Below are 19,276 nucleotides of genomic sequence, written 5' to 3'. Positions count from 1 at the left end.
ATGTGGAAAAGAACGTCATGAATGTAATGGTAAAACGACGGGTTCACGTCGCCGCAGCCGCCATCGTCAGCGCCGATAAAAAGCACGTACTGATCGCACGCCGACCCTCCAACGTCGATCACGGTGGCTTGTGGGAGTTTCCCGGCGGCAAGCTTGCGCCCTACGAAACCGGGCTCGAGGGCTTGAAGCGCGAGCTTCACGAGGAACTCGGTGTCGAGATCCGCCGCGCCCAGCCGCTCATTCGCGTTCACCACGAGTACAGCGACAAGCACATCCTGCTCGACGTTTGGCAGGTGCACGAGTTCGCCGGCGAGCCCTTCGGGCGTGAAGGTCAGGCGGTTCGCTGGGTCGCGATGGAGGATTTGGTCGGCTACCCCTTCCCGGCGGCCAATCTGCCCATTCTGCGCGCGGTGATGCTGCCCAAGGAGTACCTGATCACCGGCGAAGAACCGGACGATACGCGCTTTGAAAGCCTTCTTCGCCGCGCGCTCGACGAGGACGGCGTTCGCCTCGTTCAGCTGCGTGCCAAGGGCCTTGAGCGCGACGCCTACGTGCAGCGCGCACAAACGGCGCTGACGCTGTGTCGCGAGTTCGGCGCGAGGCTTCTGCTCAATGGCGAGCCGGAGCTTCTCGAGCAGGTCGATGCCGACGGTATTCACCTCACCAGCCAGCGACTGATGGAGCTGGAGCGCCGCCCGATCGGCGAGGGCAAGTGGCTCTCCGCCTCGACCCACGATCAAACCCAGCTCGATAAAGCCGCCACGCTTGGCTGCGACTTCGTGACGCTGTCGCCGCTTCGCACCACGCCGTCGCATCCGGATGTAGCCCCGATGGGCTGGCACGACTTTCAGCAGCTCGTCGAGCGCGCCGGCATGCCGGTATTCGCGCTTGGCGGCATGACCCGTTTCGATGCCAACCACGCCCGCGCCGTCGGCGCCCAGGGCATTGCCTCGATTCGCGATTTCTGGAAGTAGCCGGCTAGGCAGCTCCGGCAGAGTCGCGGCTTTATCAAAAACGCCGGCGCATTCAGCGCCGGCGTTTTCGTATGGAGTGAGGAGGGCGTTTCAGTCGCGATAGCGCCGCGTCAGATCACCGTAGCCGTCCACGCGACGGTCGCGCAGGTATGGCCAGATGCGCCGGGTGCGCTCGCTTTTTTCCATATCGAGAGTGACCACCAGCTGCTCGGTCTCGGTGCCTGCGTGGGCCAGAAGCTCGCCCTGGGGGCCGCAGACGAAGCTGCCGCCCCAGAAGTCGATGCCTGAGCCAACGCCGGAGTGATCCGGCTCGAAGCCAACGCGGTTAGCCACCAGCACTGGCAGGCCGTTGGCCACGCCGTGAGCGCGCTGAATCAGCGTCCAAGCCTGCTTCTGGCGGGCCTGCTCCTGCTCATCGTCGGTTTTGTCCCAGCCGATCGCGGTGGGGTAGAGCAGAAGCTCCGCACCCGATAGTGCCATGAGCCGCGCCGCCTCCGGATACCACTGATCCCAGCACACCAGCACGCCGAGCCGACCAACGGAGGTATCGATGGGCGTGAAGCCCTCGCTCCGACGCTCGTCGACGTCGCCTGGGGTGAAGTAGAACTTCTCATAAAAGCCCGGATCGTCGGGAATGTGCATCTTGCGATACTGACCGACGCGCCCGCGCGCGCCATCGAAAACCACCGCCGTGTTGTGGTAGAGCCCCGCGGCGCGCTTTTCGAAAATCGAGCCGACCAGCACGATATCGAGCTCGCGGGCAAGCGCTTCCAGGCGCTGACTCGTTGGCCCGTCCAGCGGCTCGGCCAGGTCAAACAGCGCCGGGTCCTCGTACTGACAGAAGTAGTGGGTGGCGTGAAGCTCCTGGAGCAGCACGAGCTTCGCTCCGCGCCCGGCGGCGGCGCGCACGCCCTCGTCCGAGGCCGCAAGGCTCTTCTCCTTGTCCGGCCAGGCGTTTTGCTGAATGACGGCGACGGTCAGTTCTCGGCTCATGAGGCCTCCTTGAAACGTGCGGCGTTGAGCGTGCCTTGGGGTAGCTGCATGGTCAAACAGTGCAGGCTGCCGTGCTGGCGAATTACGCTTTGGCACTCGATGGGAACGATCTGGCGCTCCGGGAAGGCCTGGGCCAGGGCGTTGAGCGCCTCCAGATCCGCCGGGTCGGCGTAGGTCGGCACGAGCACGGCGCCGTTGATGATGGTGAAGTTGGCGTAAGTCGCGGGCAGGCGATGGCCGTCGTCTTGATCGAACGCCGCCGCCGGCCACGGCAGGGCGACCAAACGGTAGGGTTCGCCGTTTGTCTGGCGAAACCCCTGGAGCTCGGCCTCCATCGCTTTTAGCGCCGCGTAGTGCGGGTCCGTTTCATCGTCGCAGCGCACGTAGGCGATGGTGTCAGCGCTGCAAAAGCGCGCCAGCGTATCGATGTGGCTGTCGGTGTCGTCGCCCTCGAGATAGCCGTTTTCGAGCCATAGAACGCGCTCGACGCCAAAGTCCTCCTTGAGCGCTTGCTCGACCTCTGCCTGGGAAAGCGTTGGATTACGGTTCGGGTTCAAAAGGCACGCTTTGGTGGTCAAGAGCGTGCCCTGACCGTCGGTTTCGACACCGCCGCCCTCGAGCACCATTGTGCGCGGCAGTACCGGGCAGGCCCAGACGTTTTGCGCACCGAGCGCTTGGGTCAGGGCGTTGTCGCGGCTGGCGGGAAACTTGCCGCCCCAGCCGGTGAAGGTGTAATCGAGCAGCGCCATGTCGCCGTTTTGCGTCATAACGCCGAGTGGGCCGTGATCCCGCGCCCAGGTATCGTCGGTATCGGCCTCGACCAGCAGCAGCCGCTCGCCGGGGACGCCAAGGGTCGCAAAGCGGGATTCGAGGCGCGCACGTGTGGCGGCATCCGGCACGCTTAGGATAACGCGCTGAAAGCGCGCAGCGGCCAGCACGATGCGCTCCATCGTTGCCTCGATACGCTCTAAAAGCGGCTGCCAGTCACCGTCGGCGCGCGGCCAGGTGAGCTGCAGGCCGTCCTGAGGGTGCCATTCCGGCAGCAAACGGTAGGGAAAAGTTGCCAAGGATGAGTGCTCTCGTTGCCAAGGAAAACGCCGGCGTCGATACCGGCCAAAAGGCGCAATGTAGGGGGTCGCTGGGCAAGTTGCAAGCAAGCCAGGACCTGCCGGGCGGGTGCGAAGGATTGCGCTTACCCGGCGCGTTTACCCATGCAGGGCGGGCAAAAAAACCGTACCATGGGCGCCAGTTAACCAAGGAATGACGCCATGCTTGATCGTTTGCCTTTTCTGGTGGGGCTGCGCTACGTGCGCGCTAAACGCCGGAACCACTTTATATCGTTTATTTCGCTGATTTCCATGCTGGGGCTCACGCTCGGCGTGACCGTGCTGATTCTAGTATTGTCAGTGATGAACGGCTTCGATTACGAACTTCGCACTCGCATTCTGGGCATGGTGCCCCACACCAAGATCGAATACCGCCCGGGGCTCGTGGAATGGGAGGCGTTGGCCGACCGTCTGATCGAGCGCGACCGGGTGATCGGTGTCGCCCCCTACGTCGAGCAGCAGGGCATGTTCTCGGCCAGCGGGCGCAATCAGGGTGCGATGGTGACCGGCATCGACCCGGCCTGGGAAGACCAAGTGTCGATCATCGGCGATCACATGCGCGAAGGCGAGCTAAGTGATCTGGCGCCGGACTCCTGGAACGTGGTGCTCGGCTCGATGCTCGCCAACCGGCTGGGCGTCGGGGTCGGCGACCGTGTCACGCTGTTGGTGCCCGAGGCCTCGATCACCCCCGCGGGTGTTTTCCCACGGCTAAAACGCTTCACCGTCAGCGGTATCTTCAGCGTCGGGGCGGATCTCGACGGAAGCCTTGCCTACGCCAATATCTCGGATATGCAGACGCTGGCGCGGCTGGGCGACGCCATTGGCGGGCTGCGTTTGGAGCTCGACGATCTGTTCGCCGCCGGTAGCGAAACTCAAGCGATCGTCAACGATCTCGGCCCGGGCTACATCGGCCGCGACTGGACCTTCACCCAAGGAAGTCTCTTTCAGGCGATCCAGATGGAGAAGCGCATGATCGGGCTGCTGCTGACCGTGATCGTCGCGGTGGCCGCGTTCAATATCGTCTCCACACTGGTCATGGTGGTCACGGACAAGCGCGCCGACATCGCTATTTTGCGCACCATCGGCGCCACGCCGCGCTCGATCATGGGCATCTTCATCGTGCAGGGTTTGACCATCGGCATCATTGGTATCGCGCTTGGCGTGTTGGCCGGCGTCGTGCTGGCGCTGACGATTTCGGACGTGATCGGCTGGTTCGAATCCTTTACCGGCATTCAGTTTCTCGATTCCGGCGTCTACTTCGTCAGCCACCTGCCCTCGAAACTGATTTTCAGCGACATTCGCAATATCGTACTCGCCGCCTTAGGCCTGACCTTCCTGTCGACGCTCTATCCTGCCTGGCGGGCCGCGCGCGTGCAGCCGGCGGACGTACTGCGCTATGAATAAGGACGCGCCCATGACCACAGCCACTTCCCACGCCCCGGTGATGCTCTCCTGTCAGTCGCTCACCCGCGTCTACAGCGAAGGACCCCAGGACCTCACGGTGCTCGACGGGCTCACCCTCGAGGTGCGCGCCGGCGAGCGCGTGGCCATCGTCGGAAGCTCTGGCTCCGGCAAGACTACTCTTTTGAACCTGCTCGGCGGGCTCGACCGCCCAAGCAAGGGCAGCATCACCATCGCCGACGAGTCGCTGGCCGGGCTCAACGAAACCCAGCTTGGCCACTTTCGCAACCGCTACATCGGCTTCGTCTATCAGTTTCACCACCTGCTGGCGGAGTTCAGCGCGCTGGAGAACGCAGCGCTGCCGCTGATCATTCGCGGTCAGCGCAAAAAGGTCGCCGAAGAGCGCGCCATGCAGATTCTCGAGCGGGTAGGAATGAAGGCGCGGGCGGATCACAAGCCCGGCGAGCTCTCCGGCGGCGAGCGCCAGCGCGTGGCGATCGCACGCGCGTTGGTCACCGACCCGAGCCTGGTGCTGATGGATGAGCCGACCGGCAACCTGGACCAAACCACCGCCGGCACCATCCTGAGCTTGATGGACGAACTCGCCCGCGAAAGCGCCTGCGCTTTCGTGATCGTGACCCACGATGTAGGCCTTGCCGCCCATCAGGATCGAGTCATGCGCCTGAACGGCGGGCGCCTGGAGAACGACACGCCCGGCACTTCATTCGAGTAGCGCTACTTGTCGAACTCGGATTCGATTTTGGCCCGACGCCGCCGACGCTTTTGTCGGCGGCGTTTCCAGTTGTAGGAGACGTGCCAGCGCCACAGCAGGCGAATGGTCACGTTAGCGAGTACGGCGAGCACGACCGCCGTGACGATCGAGCCTAGAAACAGCGGCGGCAAGATGTCGTGCATCTGCTCGGCCAGCCAGCGCGTCGAAATGCGCGACGGCGCCTCGCGCACCGGTGCCCCCATCAAGAACGTTCCCACCCGATAGTTGAAGTAGAAGATCACCGGCATGGTCAGCGGATTGGTGATCCAGACCAGACTTACCGACAGCGCCAGATTGCAGCGCCCGATCCGCGCGCCGAGCGCGGCCAACATCATCTGCAGCGGAATCGGCAGCAGGGCGCAAAAAATACCGACGCTAAAGGCGTTGGCCACGCTTTTACGCGTCAACAGCCAAAGCCCGGGGTCGGCGATCAAGGGCGCCATGAAGCGAAGCGATCGCTGGCGTCTCAGGGTGTCGGGCTTGGGCATGTAGCGCTGCAGGAAACGGCGCGGCATGTCGGTTACTCTTTGAAGTAGTGCGCTCCATTATCCACATCGCGCGCCGCGAAGGCTACGCCGGTCGTCACGCGCCGGCTTGGGGGTGAACATGCGAATAGGGGCGGTCGCACCGGCGGCCATGGCAGCGCTCGGTGCGGCAGTGATCGCCGAGTACAGCGGCGCCGAAGGGCGTCTTCTACCCGCCTTCGGCGCAGCGCTGGTGGTCGCGCTGTTGCTCGTCAATCGCGCCCCTCGAGCGCTGCCCGCACTGCTGGCAGGGGGCTGGGTGCTGCTCGGCGTTCACCTCGAGTGGCAGCGAACGCTGCCGGCGGGGCTCGGCGGTGAGGATCTCAGCGTCATCGCGCGCATTGATGAGGCGCAGCGCGATGAAGGCTTAAGCCGGCTAAACCTTCGCGTGCTCGAGTGCGAAAGCCCGGCGCAGCGTCTGGACTGCGCCGGGCTTGATCGCGTGCGCGTCAGTGCCTATGGCGATACCGCCTTTGAAGCGGGCCAGACTTGGCGGCTTACGCTTCGCCTGCGACCGCCCGGCGGGTTCAAAAACCCACACCGCTTCGATTATGCCCGCTGGCTCTGGCGCGAGGGCATCCACGCCACCGGCTACGTGCGCCCGGACCCGGCGCCGCACTTGATCACTCCAAAGCGTTCGACGTTGAGGTCGCTGGCGCTTGCGCACATCGACGCCACGTCCCTGGAGGCGCGCACCAGGCGCTGGCTCGCTGCGCTTAGCTTGGGCTCGAGCCAGCGGCTGACCCAGGACGATTGGACACTTTTGAACGCCACCGGCACCACGCACCTGGTGGTCATCTCCGGCTTGCACGTGGGGCTGGTGGCCTCACTGGTGCTCTGGGTCAGCCGCCTTCTGGCCCGGCTGATGACCCCGCAAAACTGGCGGCTGCGTGCCTGGCCTTGGTTAGCGGCGGGGGGCGCCTGCGTGGGTTACGCCGTACTTGCGGGGTTGGGGCCGCCGGCGATGCGCGCCATGGTGATGACGCTGCTCGGGCTCTGGGTGCTCAGCGGGCGCCACGCGCCGGGAGCTTGGCAGGCCTGGTGGCTGGCGCTTTTACTGGTCGTGCTGGTCGACCCGCTCGCGCCCTGGCGCCCGGGGCTGTGGCTATCGTTTGTGGCCGTGGGCTGGCTGATCGTCATCTGGCAGGGGCGAGCCCGGCCCCAGGGCGTCAGGGGCTGGGTGTGGGCGCTGGTACGAACACAGCTTTTATTGTCGCCACTCATGGCGGCGGCGGTGCTGATCGGCTTTGGCCGCGTTGCCCCGGGAGCGCCGCTGGTGAATCTGATCGCCGTGCCCTGGGTGAGTGCGGTCATGGTGCCGCTGGCGCTGCTGGGCTGGCTGCTGGCGCCGCTGTTCGGCGCCGGCGAGCTCGTTTGGCGCGGCTTCGAAGCCGCCCTTAGAGTTTTTCATGCGCTTTTACGCATCGCGCTCGAGGCGCTGCCGCTATGGGAGCCCGCCATCGAGCTTCGCTTTGCCCTGGCCGCGGCGCTTTTACTGCTGGCGCTCTGTTTTGGACTCGCCTTCGTGCCGCGCTGGCTGCGCGCAACCTCCTGCGCGGTGGCCGCTGCGCTGCTGTTTTTCTACCAGCCCAAATCACTCGCGCCTGGGGTTTTGCGCGTCACTGTGTTCGATGTCGGCCAGGGCCAGCTTATCGAGCTTCAAAGCGCCACCCGGCGGCTTTTGTACGATACCGGCCCGCGCTTTCGAAGCGGCTTCATGCCGATCGAGTCACTCTGGCCGCCTGGACAGCGCTTTGATCGCGTAATCGTTAGCCACGGCGACAGCGATCACGCCGGCGGCGTCAAGGCGCTTTTGAGCGACCACGCAGTGGCGGCCTGGCAGGCACCCTGGGGTGAGGTGGTGGCGGCGCCGTTTACGCCCTGCGCCCGGGGCCAGCGCTGGGCACACGACGAAATCGCGTACCGCGTGCTCTGGCCGCCGGCCGGGGAGAACGCGCTCACGCCCAACGAGCGCTCCTGCGTGCTCGAGGTTAGCGTTGGCGAGCACCGTGTATTGATCACTGGTGACGTTGGGCGCCAAACCGAGCGGCGCCTGATCAATGATCTCGAAGCCACAGTCAGCGTGCTGGTGGCGGGCCACCACGGGAGCCGTTCGAGCTCCGGCGTACAGTTCGTGCGTGAAAGCGCGCCGCGGCACGTGGTATTCAGCGCCGGGCGTGACAACGCCTTTGGCCATCCGGCGGATGAGGTGGTGCGCCGGTTTCGAGGCGTATCGAGCTGCCTTTGGAGCACCGCCGAGGATGGGGCGCTGAGCTTTCATGTCGAGGCGGGTAAGGAAATACGCGTCGAGACGGCGCGTGCGTCGGTGAAAAGGCGCAAGCGGTGTTGATACGTCGCGCCTTAGGGTAGAATTCGGCGCACTGCACATTAGGGCTGGAGCGCGTGTGACCGATTCGAGCTGGGCGTTGTACAAACGCTTGTTGGAGTACGTAAAACCCCATTGGAAAATGTTTGCGTTGGCGATCATCGGTTTCGTGATCTACGCCGCGTCCAGCACGGCGCTGGCCGAGATGATGAAGCGCCTGATCGACGGGATACAGAACCCGGACGCCGCCTTTCGTTTCTTTTTGCCGCTGTTCGTGGTGCTGATGTTCGCCGCCCGCGGGATAGGAACGTTTTTGAGCACCTACTACATGGCCTACGTGGGCCGCTATGTGATTCATACGCTGCGCTGCGACGTGTTCGATCATATGCTGCATCTGCCCGGGCGCTTTTTCGATCAGCACTCGAGCGGCCATCTCGTCTCGCGCGTCACCTACCACGTCGAGCAGGTCGCGAGTGCGGCGACCAACGCGGTCACGGTGATTCTGCGCGAAGGGCTTTTCGTCGTCGGGCTGGTGCTTTACCTGCTCTGGACCAACTGGATGCTGACGCTGCTCTTTTTGGCGGTGACGCCGGTGATCGCCGTGGTCGTGAGCTTCGTCAGCAAGCGCTTTCGCAAAATCTCCAAGCGAATACAGAACTCCGTGGGCGACGTGACCCACGTTGCGTCAGAGGCGCTCACGGGCTATCGGGTGGTGCGCACCCACGGCGCCGAGGCCTTCGAGAAAAAACGCTTCGAGCGCGCCAGCGAAGAGAACCGCCGCCAGAGCATGAAACAGGCGATGACCAAGGCGATCAGCTCGCCGGTGATTTTGATGCTGGTAGCGATTTCGATGGCGCTGCTGGTGTGGCTTGCCATGGCGCCGGCCTTTTTAGCCGACATGACGCCGGGGGAATTCGTGGCCTTCATCACCGCCGCGGCGCTGATGATCAAGCCGGTGCGCCAGCTCACCGAAATCAACGGCGACATTCAAAAGGGGCTGGCCGCCGCCGCCGAGCTGTTTGGCGTGGTGGATCTGTCCACCGAGCCGGATAACGGCACGCTGGTCCCCGAAACGCTCAAGGGTGACGTGCGCTTTGAAAACGTGAGCTTTCGTTACGGTGAGGAGCAGCCCAACGTGCTCCACGGCATCGACCTGCACATTGCGCCGGGTGAAATGGTCGCCATCGTTGGGCGCTCCGGCGGCGGCAAGTCAACGCTGGTCGGGCTGTTGCCACGCTTCTATCGGCCGTCTGAAGGGCGCCTGCTGATCGACGATGCCGATATCGACGACTACGCGCTCGGCGCACTTCGTCAGCACATCGCGATCGTCTCGCAGCAGGTGACGCTGTTCAACACCACCATCGCCGCCAATATCGCCTACGGCGAGAACGAGCCTGATCGGGCGCGAATCGAGGAGGCCGCCAAGGCGGCCTACGCCAGCGAGTTCATCGACCAGCTGCCGCAGGGCCTTGATACGGTGGTCGGCGAAAACGGCCTCACGCTTTCCGGCGGCCAGCGCCAGCGCCTGGCCATTGCCCGGGCGATCTACCGAAAGGCGCCCATTCTGGTGTTCGACGAGGCGACGTCGGCGCTCGATTCCGAATCCGAGCGCTATATTCAAAAGGCGCTCGAATACGTCTGTCAGGGCCGCACGACCCTAGTGATCGCCCACCGGCTCTCTACCATCGAGCGCGCCGATCGTATCGTCGTGATGGATCAGGGGCGGATCGTCGAGCAGGGCACCCACGAGGCGCTGCTCGAGCGTCAAGGCGCTTACGCCGCGCTTCATCAGATGCAGTTTCAGGAGTACGCGTGAGCCTTGCCGGCCGCTGGCTCGACGGGGTCTACCGGGAGCGTCTCACCCAAGCACCCTGGCTTCTACCGCTGCTGCCTTTGAGCGCGCTTTATGGCGCAGTGGCCAGGCGTCGCGCCCGCGCCTACCGCACGGGCAAAAAAAGCGTCTGGCGCGCGCCGGTGCCGGTCATCGTGGTGGGTAACATCACCCTCGGAGGTACCGGCAAGTCGCCGCTGGTGGCTTGGCTTGCCGCGTTCCTGGCGCGCCATGGCTATACGCCCGGTATCGTTACGCGCGGCTACGGTGGCCGCGCACCGGCGTACCCGCTGATCGTGGATGAGACGACCCCAGTCGAGCACAGCGGCGATGAGCCGCTGATGCTCTTTCGCCAAACCGGCGCGCGCGTGGCGGTGGACCCGAACCGCCCGCGCGGCGCCCGGGCGCTGATCGAGCGCGGCTGCGACATCCTCATCAGCGACGATGGCCTGCAGCATCTGGCGCTGGGCCGCGATATCGAGCTTCTAGTGATCGACGGCGCGCGGGGCCTTGGCAACCGGCGCTGCCTGCCCGCGGGGCCGCTGCGAGAGCCGGCAGGAAGGCTCGAAAGCGTGGATGCGGTGATCGTCAACGGCGCTCTCACTCGGCCGCTGTCCGTCGAGCCGGTCACGATGACGCTCGCCCCGGCGCGCTGGCAGCGGGTAGGCAGCGGCGAGCACGCCGCGCTCACACCGTTACCTTTCGAGCCCCCGGTGCACGCGGTGGCGGGTATCGGCAACCCCGCGCGCTTTTTCAAGACGCTTGACGCTCTCGGCGTCGAGGGCGAGCGCCACGCGTTTGCTGATCATCACGCCTTCGATGCCAAAGCGCTTGCGTTTACCCCGCCCAGGCCGCTCGTGATGACGGCCAAGGACGCGGTAAAGTGTCGTACGCTTGCACCCAACGAGAGCTGGGCGCTGGAGGTCGAGGCCGAACTCCCCGAGTCGTTTGGTGCCTGGCTGATCGACGCGCTGGCAACGCGTGCCCCGAATGAATCACTATCGACAAACACATACGAGGAAGGCGCTCATGGATAAGGAACTCTTGGCAATGCTGGTTTGCCCGCTTTGTAACGGCAAACTCGAATACGATCGCGACGCGCAGGAGCTCATCTGCTACTACGATGGGCTGGCCTACCCGATTCGTGAGGGCATCCCGGTAATGCTGCCGGAAGAGGCGCGCGTACTCAGCGCCGACGAGAAGCTCAACACCTCACCAGGACGCACGGGGCAGGCGTAGATGGCAGGCTCAACGGATTTCATCGTTGTCATCCCGGCGCGCTTTGGCTCCTCGCGCCTGCCCGGTAAACCGCTTCTGGATATCGCCGGTGAGCCGATGGTAGCCCACGTCTGGCGCCGCGCCAATCAAAGCCAGGCCAGGCGCGTGGTCGTGGCCACCGACGACGAGCGCATTCGCGAGGCGCTTTTGCCGCTAGGGGCCGAGGTCGTCATGACCCGCTCGGATCACCCCTCCGGCACCGACCGCTTGGCGGAGGTAGCCGAGCGGCTGGGCCTTGACGACGATACGCTGGTCGTCAACGTTCAGGGCGACGAGCCCTTGATTCCGCCGGCGCTAATCGACCAGGTGGCCGAGCGGCTCGCCGACGATCCCCAGGCGTCGATTGCAACATTGGCCGAGCCGATCCTGGAGGTCGAAACGCTATTCAACCCGAACGTGGTCAAGGTCACCCGTAGCCACGCTGGGCGCGCGCTCTACTTCTCGCGGGCGCCCATGCCTTGGGATCGCGAGCAGTTCGCGCAGAAGCCGAGTCTTCTGAGTACCGATGCCTGGCTCAGGCACATCGGTATCTATGCCTATCGGGCGAGCTTTCTAAGCGACTACCAGCACATGGCGCCTTCCCAGCTCGAGCAGCTCGAGCAGCTCGAACAGCTCAGAGCGCTTCAGCACGGTCACATCATTCAGGTGGCGCTGGCCTGCGCGCAAAATCCCACCGGCGTGGATACGTTTGAAGATCTGGCGCGGGTGCGTTTACTCATCGAACAAACGGAGGCCCAATGACGCGAGTGCTGTTCGTCTGTCTGGGCAATATTTGCCGCTCACCGAGCGCCGAAGGCGTGTTTCGCAAGGCCCTCGTTGATGCCGGGCTCGCTTGTGAGGTCGAGGTCGATTCCTGCGGCATCGGCGACTGGCACGTAGGCAAGGCGCCGGACGAGCGCGCTCAAAAAGCGGCGCTGTGCCGCGGGGTGGATATTAGCGAGCTCAAGGCGCGCACGCTTCGCCCCGAGGATTTCGACGCCTTCGACTACGTGCTCGGCATGGACCGCGATAATCTCGACGCCATTCGGGCAATGGCGCCTGACGGCTGCCGCGCGCGTATCGGCCTCTTTCTCGAGTATGCCGAGGTGAGTGAAACCGAGGTGCCAGACCCGTACTTCGGCGGCGAGCAGGGTTTTGAGCACGTGCTGGATTTAATCGAGGCGGCCTCACAAGGCTTGATCGAAGCCCTGAGAAAGCGCTGATGGGTGCAGTGCTTGAAGAGAAGGTGGATCTCACCTTCGCCAATACGTTGAGGCTTCCCTGCACGGCGGATATTGCCGCTCGCCCTAAAACACTGACGGAGCTTCGCCGGGTGCTCGAGGCGTGCCGCTCAAAAAATCTGCCTGTCACATTACTCGGCGGCGGCAGCAACGTGCTGCTGCCAGAGCGCCTTACAGGCGCGGCCATTACGCTGGATTTTGACCAGTGGTGGATCGAGCGAAAAGGGGATGAGGGTATCGCTTACGTGGGTGCCGGCGCTCACTGGCATACGCTGGTGATGACGCTTGCCGAGCGCGGCTGGTGGGGGCTCGAGAACCTGGCGCTCATCCCTGGACGCTGTGGTGCGGCGCCAGTGCAGAATATCGGCGCTTACGGGGTCGAGCTCGGCGACTGCCTCGAAGGCGTGCAGGTCATGACCCTCGATACCAGGCGCGTTTACTGGCTTTCCCAAGAGCAGTGCAAGCTTTCTTACCGCGACAGCGTCTTCAAGCGCGAACTGGCGGGAAAGGTCGCGATTCTGCGCCTGGCGCTGCGGCTCTCCCGAAACGGGGCGCCAAAGCTTGGCTACGGCGATCTGGCTCAGCGCGTCACCAGAGAGGCAACGCCATTGCAAGTTGCCCAGGCCGTATGCCAAACGCGCCAAGAGAAGCTGCCGGACCCGGACGTGCTCGCCAACGCCGGCAGCTTTTTCAAAAATCCGGTGGTAAGCGAGGCCACGGCCCAGGCGTTACTGGGTCGCCATCCGGACATGCCCTGTTTCTCGCAGCCTGACGGGCGCTGTAAGCTCGCGGCGGGCTGGCTGATCGACCGGTGTGAATTGAAGGGCCAACGCTTCGGCGCCTTTGGCATTCACGAGCGCCAGGCGCTGGTGCTGGTGCACTTTGGCGGCGGCAGCCGCGAAGAGCTTTTCGACGTGGCTAACACCATCGTCGAGACGGTCGAGTCCCGCTTTGGCGTACGCCTTGAGCCGGAGCCGCGAACGCTCTAGGCGTTTGTACGGACGCTTTCTTTTCGCACCTTATTTAATTCACTGTATTTATCTCACTCTTTTACAGGCATAAAAAAAACCCCGCCGAGGCGGGGTTTTTCACGTGCGCGGTTTACTCCTGGCCGGCACTGCCTTGCTTGCGCTTTTCGCGCGGGTCGTTGTGCGCCCGGCGGCGGCGCTTCGGCGCCGGTTTGGCGGAAGCGCTGTCGTCCTGCGGGGCAGGCTCGGCATTTGCCTGGTCAGCGCTCTGCTCATCGGAAGGCTGCGCCACTGCGCGCTCTGTAGGGGCAGTAGGCGCGGCTTCCGGTTCAGCGTCGGTCGCTGCTACCGTGGAAGCGCCATCGGCGTTCGAATCCGCCTGGTCGTCGGCGCTGGCATCCACCTTCGCGGCAGTGTCGGCTTTCGACGCTGACTCGGAGCTTTCGAGCTGCTCCGTCGGGTTCGACGCCTCGCGGCTCACGTTGAGTGAGGCCTGCTCGTCGGCGTGGGTCTCGTCCTGAACCTGGGGTGAGGCGAGGGCTTCTTCCTTCGGCGCCTGAACGTCGTTTTCAGCCGGTGTCGGTGCGTCAGCAGGCTCAACGCTCTGCTCGGGCTGCGCCTTTTGGGCATCCTCGGCAATCGCCGTCTCGGGCGTTTTCGGCTCGGTGGCGACGGGCGACTCAGCGGCCGGGGTTTCCTCCGGCTGGGGTGACGCTACGCTTTCCGGCGCAGCGACCTTGTCGCTTACCAGCGCGTCGTCGGCGCTTGAAGCCGTATCGCCATCGGAGGCGTCGCTGCTCATCGGCGCTTTGCGCTCCTGAGCTGCAGGCTCGCTGTCGACTGGCGCTGGCGCACTTGTCGCATCAACCGTCTCCGGCTCGGCGCTTTCGGTCTGGGGCGCTTTTTGCTCAGCGACAGGCTCTTGCGGCGCCTGCGCTTCGCGTTCCTGCGTCAGGGGCTCCGCGGCGAGGGTGTCTTCGGTGCCCGACGCCGACGCAGCGGCCGGAGTTTTCTCGGCATCAGGCGCTTGCTCGCTCTTCGCGCCGCTTGCCGGTGCCTGCTCGCGCTGGAGGGGCTCGACGCTGGCGGGCTCGCTTGCCGTGCTCTTCACGTCGCTGACGCTTTCAGCGGGCGCCGGGGCGTTGGCGGCTTCTGCCTGAAGGGCGAGCTGCTCGGCTTCGGCTTTCGGGTTGATCGCCTGCTTGCGCGAGCGGTTGCGCGGGTTGTTGCGCGTACGCTTGGGCTTGCCGTCATCCTTGGGGGCATCCTGCTTCGGCTCGGCCTTGGCGTCGGTTTTCTGCTCGCCTTTTGGCTCGGGCTTCTGCTCGCTTTTGGGCTCCGCCTTGGCGTCGGCTTCTTTGGGTGCGCGGCTCTCGTTTTTAGGCTTGGCGTCGCGCGGCTTGTCGCGGCGGCCGTCGCTTCGCTTATTGGACGGGGTCTGGTTCGCCTCGCTCTCACCGCTGCGCTCGCTTTGGCGCGCGGACTTGGCGCTATCGCTGGCTTTCGTCTCGCTGGCTTTTGTCTCGCTGGATTGGGCGTTGCCCGCCTGAGCGCTATTGGTCTGGCCGTTGCGACGGCGATTGCGCGTACGGTTCGGGCCTCCGCGCTTGTCGCTCGACTCGTCGTCGCCCTTGGCGCTTTGTCCATTGCGGGCTTCGGTTTGGCTGGACTCGCTGCGCGCCGTAGCGTTATCCGGGCGCTTCTCGCGCGCCGGCTTGCCGCCCTGGCTGCGCTCGCCAGAGGCGCTCTTGTCGCTTGTCTGCGACCTGCGTGAGGCGGGCTCGGCGGCGGACTTTTGCTCGGTGGTGGCGGCTTCGTCGCTGCCCAGCAGTTTGGCGAAGCCGCGAATCAAACGGCCTAGTACGCCGGATTCAGCATTGGCCGGTGCCTCGGATTTGGCGGCGGGAGCGGGGGCGCTGTCGGTTTGCAGCGATGCCGGCGCCGGGGCGTTGTGAGCAACGGTCTTGACCGCGGCTTCGGCGCGCTGGGCCGGCGGTGCAAAGCTTGGATCCGGCTCCTTGCCGACCTCGGTCTCCATGGAGAGCTCGTAGCTCGAGAGGGTATGGCTTTCGTCCTCGTCGAGGTGATCCGAGCGCAGGCGCTGCACGTCGTAGTGCGGCGTGTGCATTTCCGGGTTGGGCAGGAGCACTACGCGAACGTCCTGACGCGCTTCGATATCGGCGAGCACGCTGCGCTTTTCGTTGAGCAGGTACGTGGCGACCGGCACCGGCAAAATGGCGCGAATCTGGGCGCTGCGCTCCTTCATCGCCTCCTCTTCGATCAGACGCATGATCGACAGTGACAGTGAGCGCACGTCACGAATGCTGCCCTGGCCGTCACAGCGCGGGCACACCCCACCGCTGGTTTCGCCCAGCGACGGCCGCAGGCGCTGGCGCGACATTTCCATTAAGCCAAAGCGCGAGATACGTCCGATCTGGACGCGCGCGCGGTCGAGCTTGAGCGCGTCGCGCATGCGGTTTTCGACTTCGCGCTGGTTGCGCGCCGGGCCCATATCGATGAAATCGATGACCACCAGGCCACCGATATCGCGCAGGCGCAGCTGGCGGGCGATCTCGTCGGCGGCTTCCGAGTTGGTTTGAAGGGCGGTTTCCTCGATGTCGCTGCCGCGGGTGGCGCGCGCCGAGTTGATGTCGATGGAAACCAGCGCTTCGGTGTGGTCGATGACGATCGAGCCGCCGGAGGGCAGCTTCACTTCGCGCTGATAGGCGGTTTCGATCTGGGATTCGATTTGAAAGCGCGAGAACAGCGGCACTTCGTCGGTGTAGAGCTTGATCTTTTGCTGGTACGAGGGCATTACCTGGCGGATGAAACTCAGCGCCTCGGCGTGAATCTCGGGGCTGTCGATCAGCACCTCGCCGATGTCTTGGCGCAGGTAATCGCGCATGGCGCGAATGATAACGTTGGATTCGCGGTAGACCAAAAACGGCGCAGGGCGCTTGGAGGCTTCGGCGGTAATCGACTCCCACACTTGGGCGAGGTAGTCCAGATCCCACTGAAGCTCTTCGGCGCTGCGCCCGATGCCGGCGGTACGCACGATCAGGCCCATCTTGTCCGGCACGGTCATCTGCGACATCGCGTCCTTGAGCTGGCTGCGATCGTCGCCTTCGATACGCCGTGAGATGCCGCCGGCGCGCGGATTGTTGGGCATCAAAACCAGAAAACGCCCGGCCAGGCTGATGAAGGTGGTCAGCGCCGCACCCTTGTTTCCGCGCTCCTCTTTATCGACCTGAACGATGACTTCCTGACCTTCCTTGAGCACCTCTTTGATGCTGGGGCGGCCGGAAACGTCCTTTAGAAAGTACTCGCGCGAGATCTCCTTGAGCGGCAAAAAGCCGTGGCGCTCAGCGCCGAAGTCGACGAACGCCGCTTCCAGGGAGGGCTCGACCCGGGTGATCTTGCCACGGTAAATATTGGCTTTTTTCTGTTCGCGGGCGCCGGATTCGATATCCAGATCGTACAGGCGTTGACCGTCGACGAGCGCAACCCGCAGCTCTTCGGGCTGGGTTGCGTTGATGAGCATTCTTTTCATGGTGTCTCGCAATGCGTATGCACCGATGCGCCGTCAAGGCGTTGGCGTCGACGAATCGCTTTTGCTGCGTGCTTGTGCTCGGCGCATGGCTATGCTGACGCATTGAGCCGGGGGCAGTGTGGCCCGCGCGGCTAGGAGGCGTTGAGTACGTGGCGGAGGCAGGACGTGTTTCGGTGGCGTTGACGTCCATCCGGCCCTGCTGACACCGCCTACACCTGGCATTCATCGATTCGTCAACGCCGGTATCGGCACAGCGTTGATCCTGACGCCTCGGGTCGGATTTTGGATGGCACTTTCGATTAATCGAGCAGTGACATTTGAACCCCGAACCGGGGCGTAACGTATATTCCAATTTTCGCGGCGGCCAACCAGGCATCGCCACGAACACTACCGCCTGTCGGGCGGCAGGGTTACTTCGTTTTTTACATCCGGTAATGGGTAATGCGTACACTAATCCATTGGACCTTCGCTCGGGCCTGCGTGTTGGACGGGCAGGCGCTTGGGCAGAGCGCTTGGGCAGGAAAACAACGGTGTCTGTTGGGCGTACCCAACCTGCATCACGCCCTGCCAATGAGCCACTTGGAATATAACAGGTAAGCCTGGCGCCAGCAATTGACGCAATGGCGCAAGCACTGCGTTAGAATGGGCCGCTTTGACACTGACGGTTTTACAACCGACCAGGATAGTGTCACAACCGACCAGGAGCATGCGGCGATGGCCGAAGGGCGCGAAGTGCAGTGGGTGGAGATCGCCCCGGAACAGGCGGGTCAGCGAATCGATAATTTTTTGATGACCCGTTTAAAGGGGGCGCCCCGCGCCTTGATCTATCGCATCGTGCGAAAGGGCGAAGTGCGCGTCAATAAAAAGCGCGTCAAGGTGGACTATCGGCTCAACGCCCACGATCTGGTGCGCGTGCCGCCGCTTCGCCTGACCCCGCGTGAGGCGCAAAAGGAGGTAAGCGATAGCCTGCGCGACCTGTTGATCGGCAGCGTCATCATGGAAGGTCCGGACTGGATGGTGATGAACAAGCCCTCAGGCCTTGCGGTGCACGGCGGAAGCGGCGTGAAGATCGGGCTGATCGAGGCACTTAGACAGGTGCGCGACGATCTGAACTTTTTGGAGCTGGTTCACCGCCTTGACCGCGACACCTCCGGGTGTTTGCTGCTTGCCAAGTCCCGCGAGGCGCTGGTGACGCTCAACGAGTCGCTCAAAAAGCATGCCATGGACAAGCGCTATGTGGCGCTGGTCAGCGGGCGCTGGCCGGCGCGCAAGACCTACGTTAGCGCGCGCCTTGATCGGTATGACGCCGGCAACGGCGAGCGCCGCGTGCGAGTCGACCCGAACGGCAAGGTCTCGCGCACCCATTTTCAGGTGCTGGAAACCTTCGAGAAAGTGACGCTGATCGAGGCGGAGCCGGTGACCGGGCGCACCCACCAAATTCGCGTGCACGCCGCCCACGCCGGCCACGCACTTTTGGGCGACGACAAGTACGCCACTAAAGAGAGCGGCTACATGTCACGCCAGCTCGGCGTCGAGCGCCTGTTTCTGCACGCCCGCGCACTGACCTTTCCCGAGCCGGGTAACGGCCGCCCGGTCACGGTGAAAGCGCCGCTGCCCGAGGCGCTCGAATCCGCCCTTGCCCGCGCGCGCCGTTAAAGGATTGACCATGCGTTATGAGCTGATCATTTTCGACTGGGACGGCACGCTGATGAATTCGGTGCCGAAAATCGTCGCCTGCATGCAGGCCGCCGCCCGGGAGGCCGAGTGGGGCGAGCTCGAGGTGAGCGCGATCGAGAACATCATCGGCCTGGGGCTGCCCGAGGCGATTGCCACGCTCTGCCCGGGCATCGACGGTGAGCGCGCCGAAACGCTCAGGCAGCGCTACTCGCACCACTTCGTGGTCGAAAACACCACGCCCATGCCGTTTTTCGACGGCGCCCCGGAGGGGCTTTCGCGGCTGAAGTCCCGTTCGGGGCAGCGTTTGGCGGTGGCCACCGGTAAAAGCCGCCGCGGGCTCGACCGGATCTTTCGCGAAACCGGTAGCGGCGCGCTGTTTGATGCCAGCCGCACCGCGGACGAAACCCGCTCGAAGCCGCATCCGCAGATGCTCGAGGAGCTTCTTGGTGAGCTCGATATCGACGTTTCGCGCGCCGTGATGGTAGGCGACACCGAGTATGACCTTGAAATGGCGCGCGCACTCGGTATGGACCGCGTCGGCGTCACCTACGGCGTGCATACCCCGGCCAGGCTTCGTCAAAGCGAGCCTCGCTGGATAGCACACAGCGTTTCCGATCTTTTCAACTGGCTCGAAGGCGAGTAGCTCGCCTGGCCGC

16 protein-coding genes are annotated in these 19,276 nt (G+C 64.1%); 12 read left to right on the top strand and 4 right to left on the bottom strand.

Features of this window, described 5'->3' with window-relative positions; translation table 11 throughout:
* Positions 1-26 precede the first annotated feature (26 nt).
* Positions 27-974, top strand: a complete 948-nt coding sequence (locus tag ACGLWX_RS01975) for a Nudix family hydrolase (protein WP_396238160.1) — start codon at positions 27-29, stop codon at positions 972-974.
* 90 nt (positions 975-1,064) lie between these two features.
* On the opposite strand, the gene ACGLWX_RS01970 is transcribed toward ACGLWX_RS01975, so the two are convergent.
* Positions 1,065-1,967 carry a carbon-nitrogen hydrolase gene (locus tag ACGLWX_RS01970; RefSeq protein ID WP_396236880.1) on the bottom strand — a complete coding sequence of 301 codons (903 nt, stop codon included), beginning with the start codon at positions 1,965-1,967 and terminating at the stop codon, positions 1,065-1,067.
* On the bottom strand, positions 1,964-3,034 hold the full coding sequence (locus ACGLWX_RS01965; RefSeq protein ID WP_396236878.1) for an agmatine/peptidylarginine deiminase: 1,071 nt from the start codon (positions 3,032-3,034) through the stop codon (positions 1,964-1,966). The genes ACGLWX_RS01970 and ACGLWX_RS01965 overlap by 4 nt, the downstream gene beginning before the upstream one ends.
* A gap of 201 nt (positions 3,035-3,235) precedes the next feature.
* Between ACGLWX_RS01965 and ACGLWX_RS01960 the strand changes: the two genes are divergently transcribed.
* Both ACGLWX_RS01960 and ACGLWX_RS01955 read left to right on the top strand, forming a co-directional pair.
* On the top strand, positions 3,236-4,477 hold the full coding sequence (locus ACGLWX_RS01960; RefSeq protein WP_396236876.1) for a lipoprotein-releasing ABC transporter permease subunit: 1,242 nt from the start codon (positions 3,236-3,238) through the stop codon (positions 4,475-4,477).
* A 10-nt stretch (positions 4,478-4,487) separates the two neighbouring features.
* On the top strand, positions 4,488-5,207 hold the full coding sequence (locus ACGLWX_RS01955; RefSeq protein ID WP_252107594.1) for an ABC transporter ATP-binding protein: 720 nt from the start codon (positions 4,488-4,490) through the stop codon (positions 5,205-5,207).
* Positions 5,208-5,209: 2 nt separating this feature from the next.
* Here the strand turns inward: ACGLWX_RS01955 and ACGLWX_RS01950 are convergent, their stop codons facing one another.
* Entirely contained in the window at positions 5,210-5,761 is a 552-nt protein-coding gene (locus ACGLWX_RS01950; RefSeq protein ID WP_252107595.1) for a DUF2062 domain-containing protein, read from the bottom strand.
* A gap of 91 nt (positions 5,762-5,852) precedes the next feature.
* On the opposite strand from ACGLWX_RS01950, the gene ACGLWX_RS01945 reads away from it, so the two are divergent.
* Genes ACGLWX_RS01945 through murB form a run of 7 tightly spaced genes read left to right on the top strand, consistent with a single transcriptional unit; the run spans position 5,853 to position 13,414 of the window.
* Positions 5,853-8,120 (top strand): DNA internalization-related competence protein ComEC/Rec2, encoded by a 2,268-nt coding sequence (locus tag ACGLWX_RS01945; protein WP_396236874.1) that lies wholly within the window; start codon positions 5,853-5,855, stop codon positions 8,118-8,120.
* A gap of 55 nt (positions 8,121-8,175) precedes the next feature.
* Entirely contained in the window at positions 8,176-9,912 is a 1,737-nt protein-coding gene (gene msbA, locus ACGLWX_RS01940; RefSeq protein WP_396236872.1) for a lipid A export permease/ATP-binding protein MsbA, read from the top strand.
* Positions 9,909-10,964, top strand: a complete 1,056-nt coding sequence (gene lpxK, locus ACGLWX_RS01935) for a tetraacyldisaccharide 4'-kinase (protein WP_252107598.1) — start codon at positions 9,909-9,911, stop codon at positions 10,962-10,964. Before msbA ends, lpxK begins: the two co-directional genes overlap by 4 nt.
* Positions 10,957-11,166, top strand: a complete 210-nt coding sequence (locus ACGLWX_RS01930; protein WP_252107600.1) for a Trm112 family protein — start codon at positions 10,957-10,959, stop codon at positions 11,164-11,166. Before lpxK ends, ACGLWX_RS01930 begins: the two co-directional genes overlap by 8 nt.
* Positions 11,167-11,946 carry a 3-deoxy-manno-octulosonate cytidylyltransferase gene (gene kdsB / locus ACGLWX_RS01925; RefSeq protein WP_396236870.1) on the top strand — a complete coding sequence of 260 codons (780 nt, stop codon included), beginning with the start codon at positions 11,167-11,169 and terminating at the stop codon, positions 11,944-11,946.
* Positions 11,943-12,407, top strand: a complete 465-nt coding sequence (locus tag ACGLWX_RS01920) for a low molecular weight protein-tyrosine-phosphatase (RefSeq protein ID WP_252107604.1) — start codon at positions 11,943-11,945, stop codon at positions 12,405-12,407. Before kdsB ends, ACGLWX_RS01920 begins: the two co-directional genes overlap by 4 nt.
* Complete coding sequence (murB, locus tag ACGLWX_RS01915; protein WP_252107606.1) at positions 12,407-13,414, top strand: UDP-N-acetylmuramate dehydrogenase; 1,008 nt, start codon at positions 12,407-12,409, stop codon at positions 13,412-13,414. The genes ACGLWX_RS01920 and murB overlap by 1 nt, the downstream gene beginning before the upstream one ends.
* Before the next feature lie 112 nt (positions 13,415-13,526).
* On the opposite strand, the gene rne is transcribed toward murB, so the two are convergent.
* Positions 13,527-16,943 (bottom strand): ribonuclease E, encoded by a 3,417-nt coding sequence (rne, locus tag ACGLWX_RS01910; protein ID WP_396236868.1) that lies wholly within the window; start codon positions 16,941-16,943, stop codon positions 13,527-13,529.
* Between the two features lie 714 nt (positions 16,944-17,657).
* On the opposite strand from rne, the gene ACGLWX_RS01905 reads away from it, so the two are divergent.
* Complete coding sequence (locus tag ACGLWX_RS01905) at positions 17,658-18,599, top strand: RluA family pseudouridine synthase (protein ID WP_396236866.1); 942 nt, start codon at positions 17,658-17,660, stop codon at positions 18,597-18,599.
* 10 nt (positions 18,600-18,609) lie between these two features.
* The gene (locus ACGLWX_RS01900; RefSeq protein ID WP_396236864.1) at positions 18,610-19,263 is read left to right on the top strand and encodes an HAD family hydrolase; all 654 of its coding nucleotides are present in this window, start codon (positions 18,610-18,612) and stop codon (positions 19,261-19,263) included.
* The last annotated feature ends 13 nt before the right edge of the window (positions 19,264-19,276 follow it).

Source organism: Halomonas sp. HMF6819 (genome assembly GCF_044335525.1).
Classification (GTDB): domain Bacteria; phylum Pseudomonadota; class Gammaproteobacteria; order Pseudomonadales; family Halomonadaceae; genus Vreelandella.
This window is presented reverse-complemented; position numbering and strand designations above follow the sequence as displayed.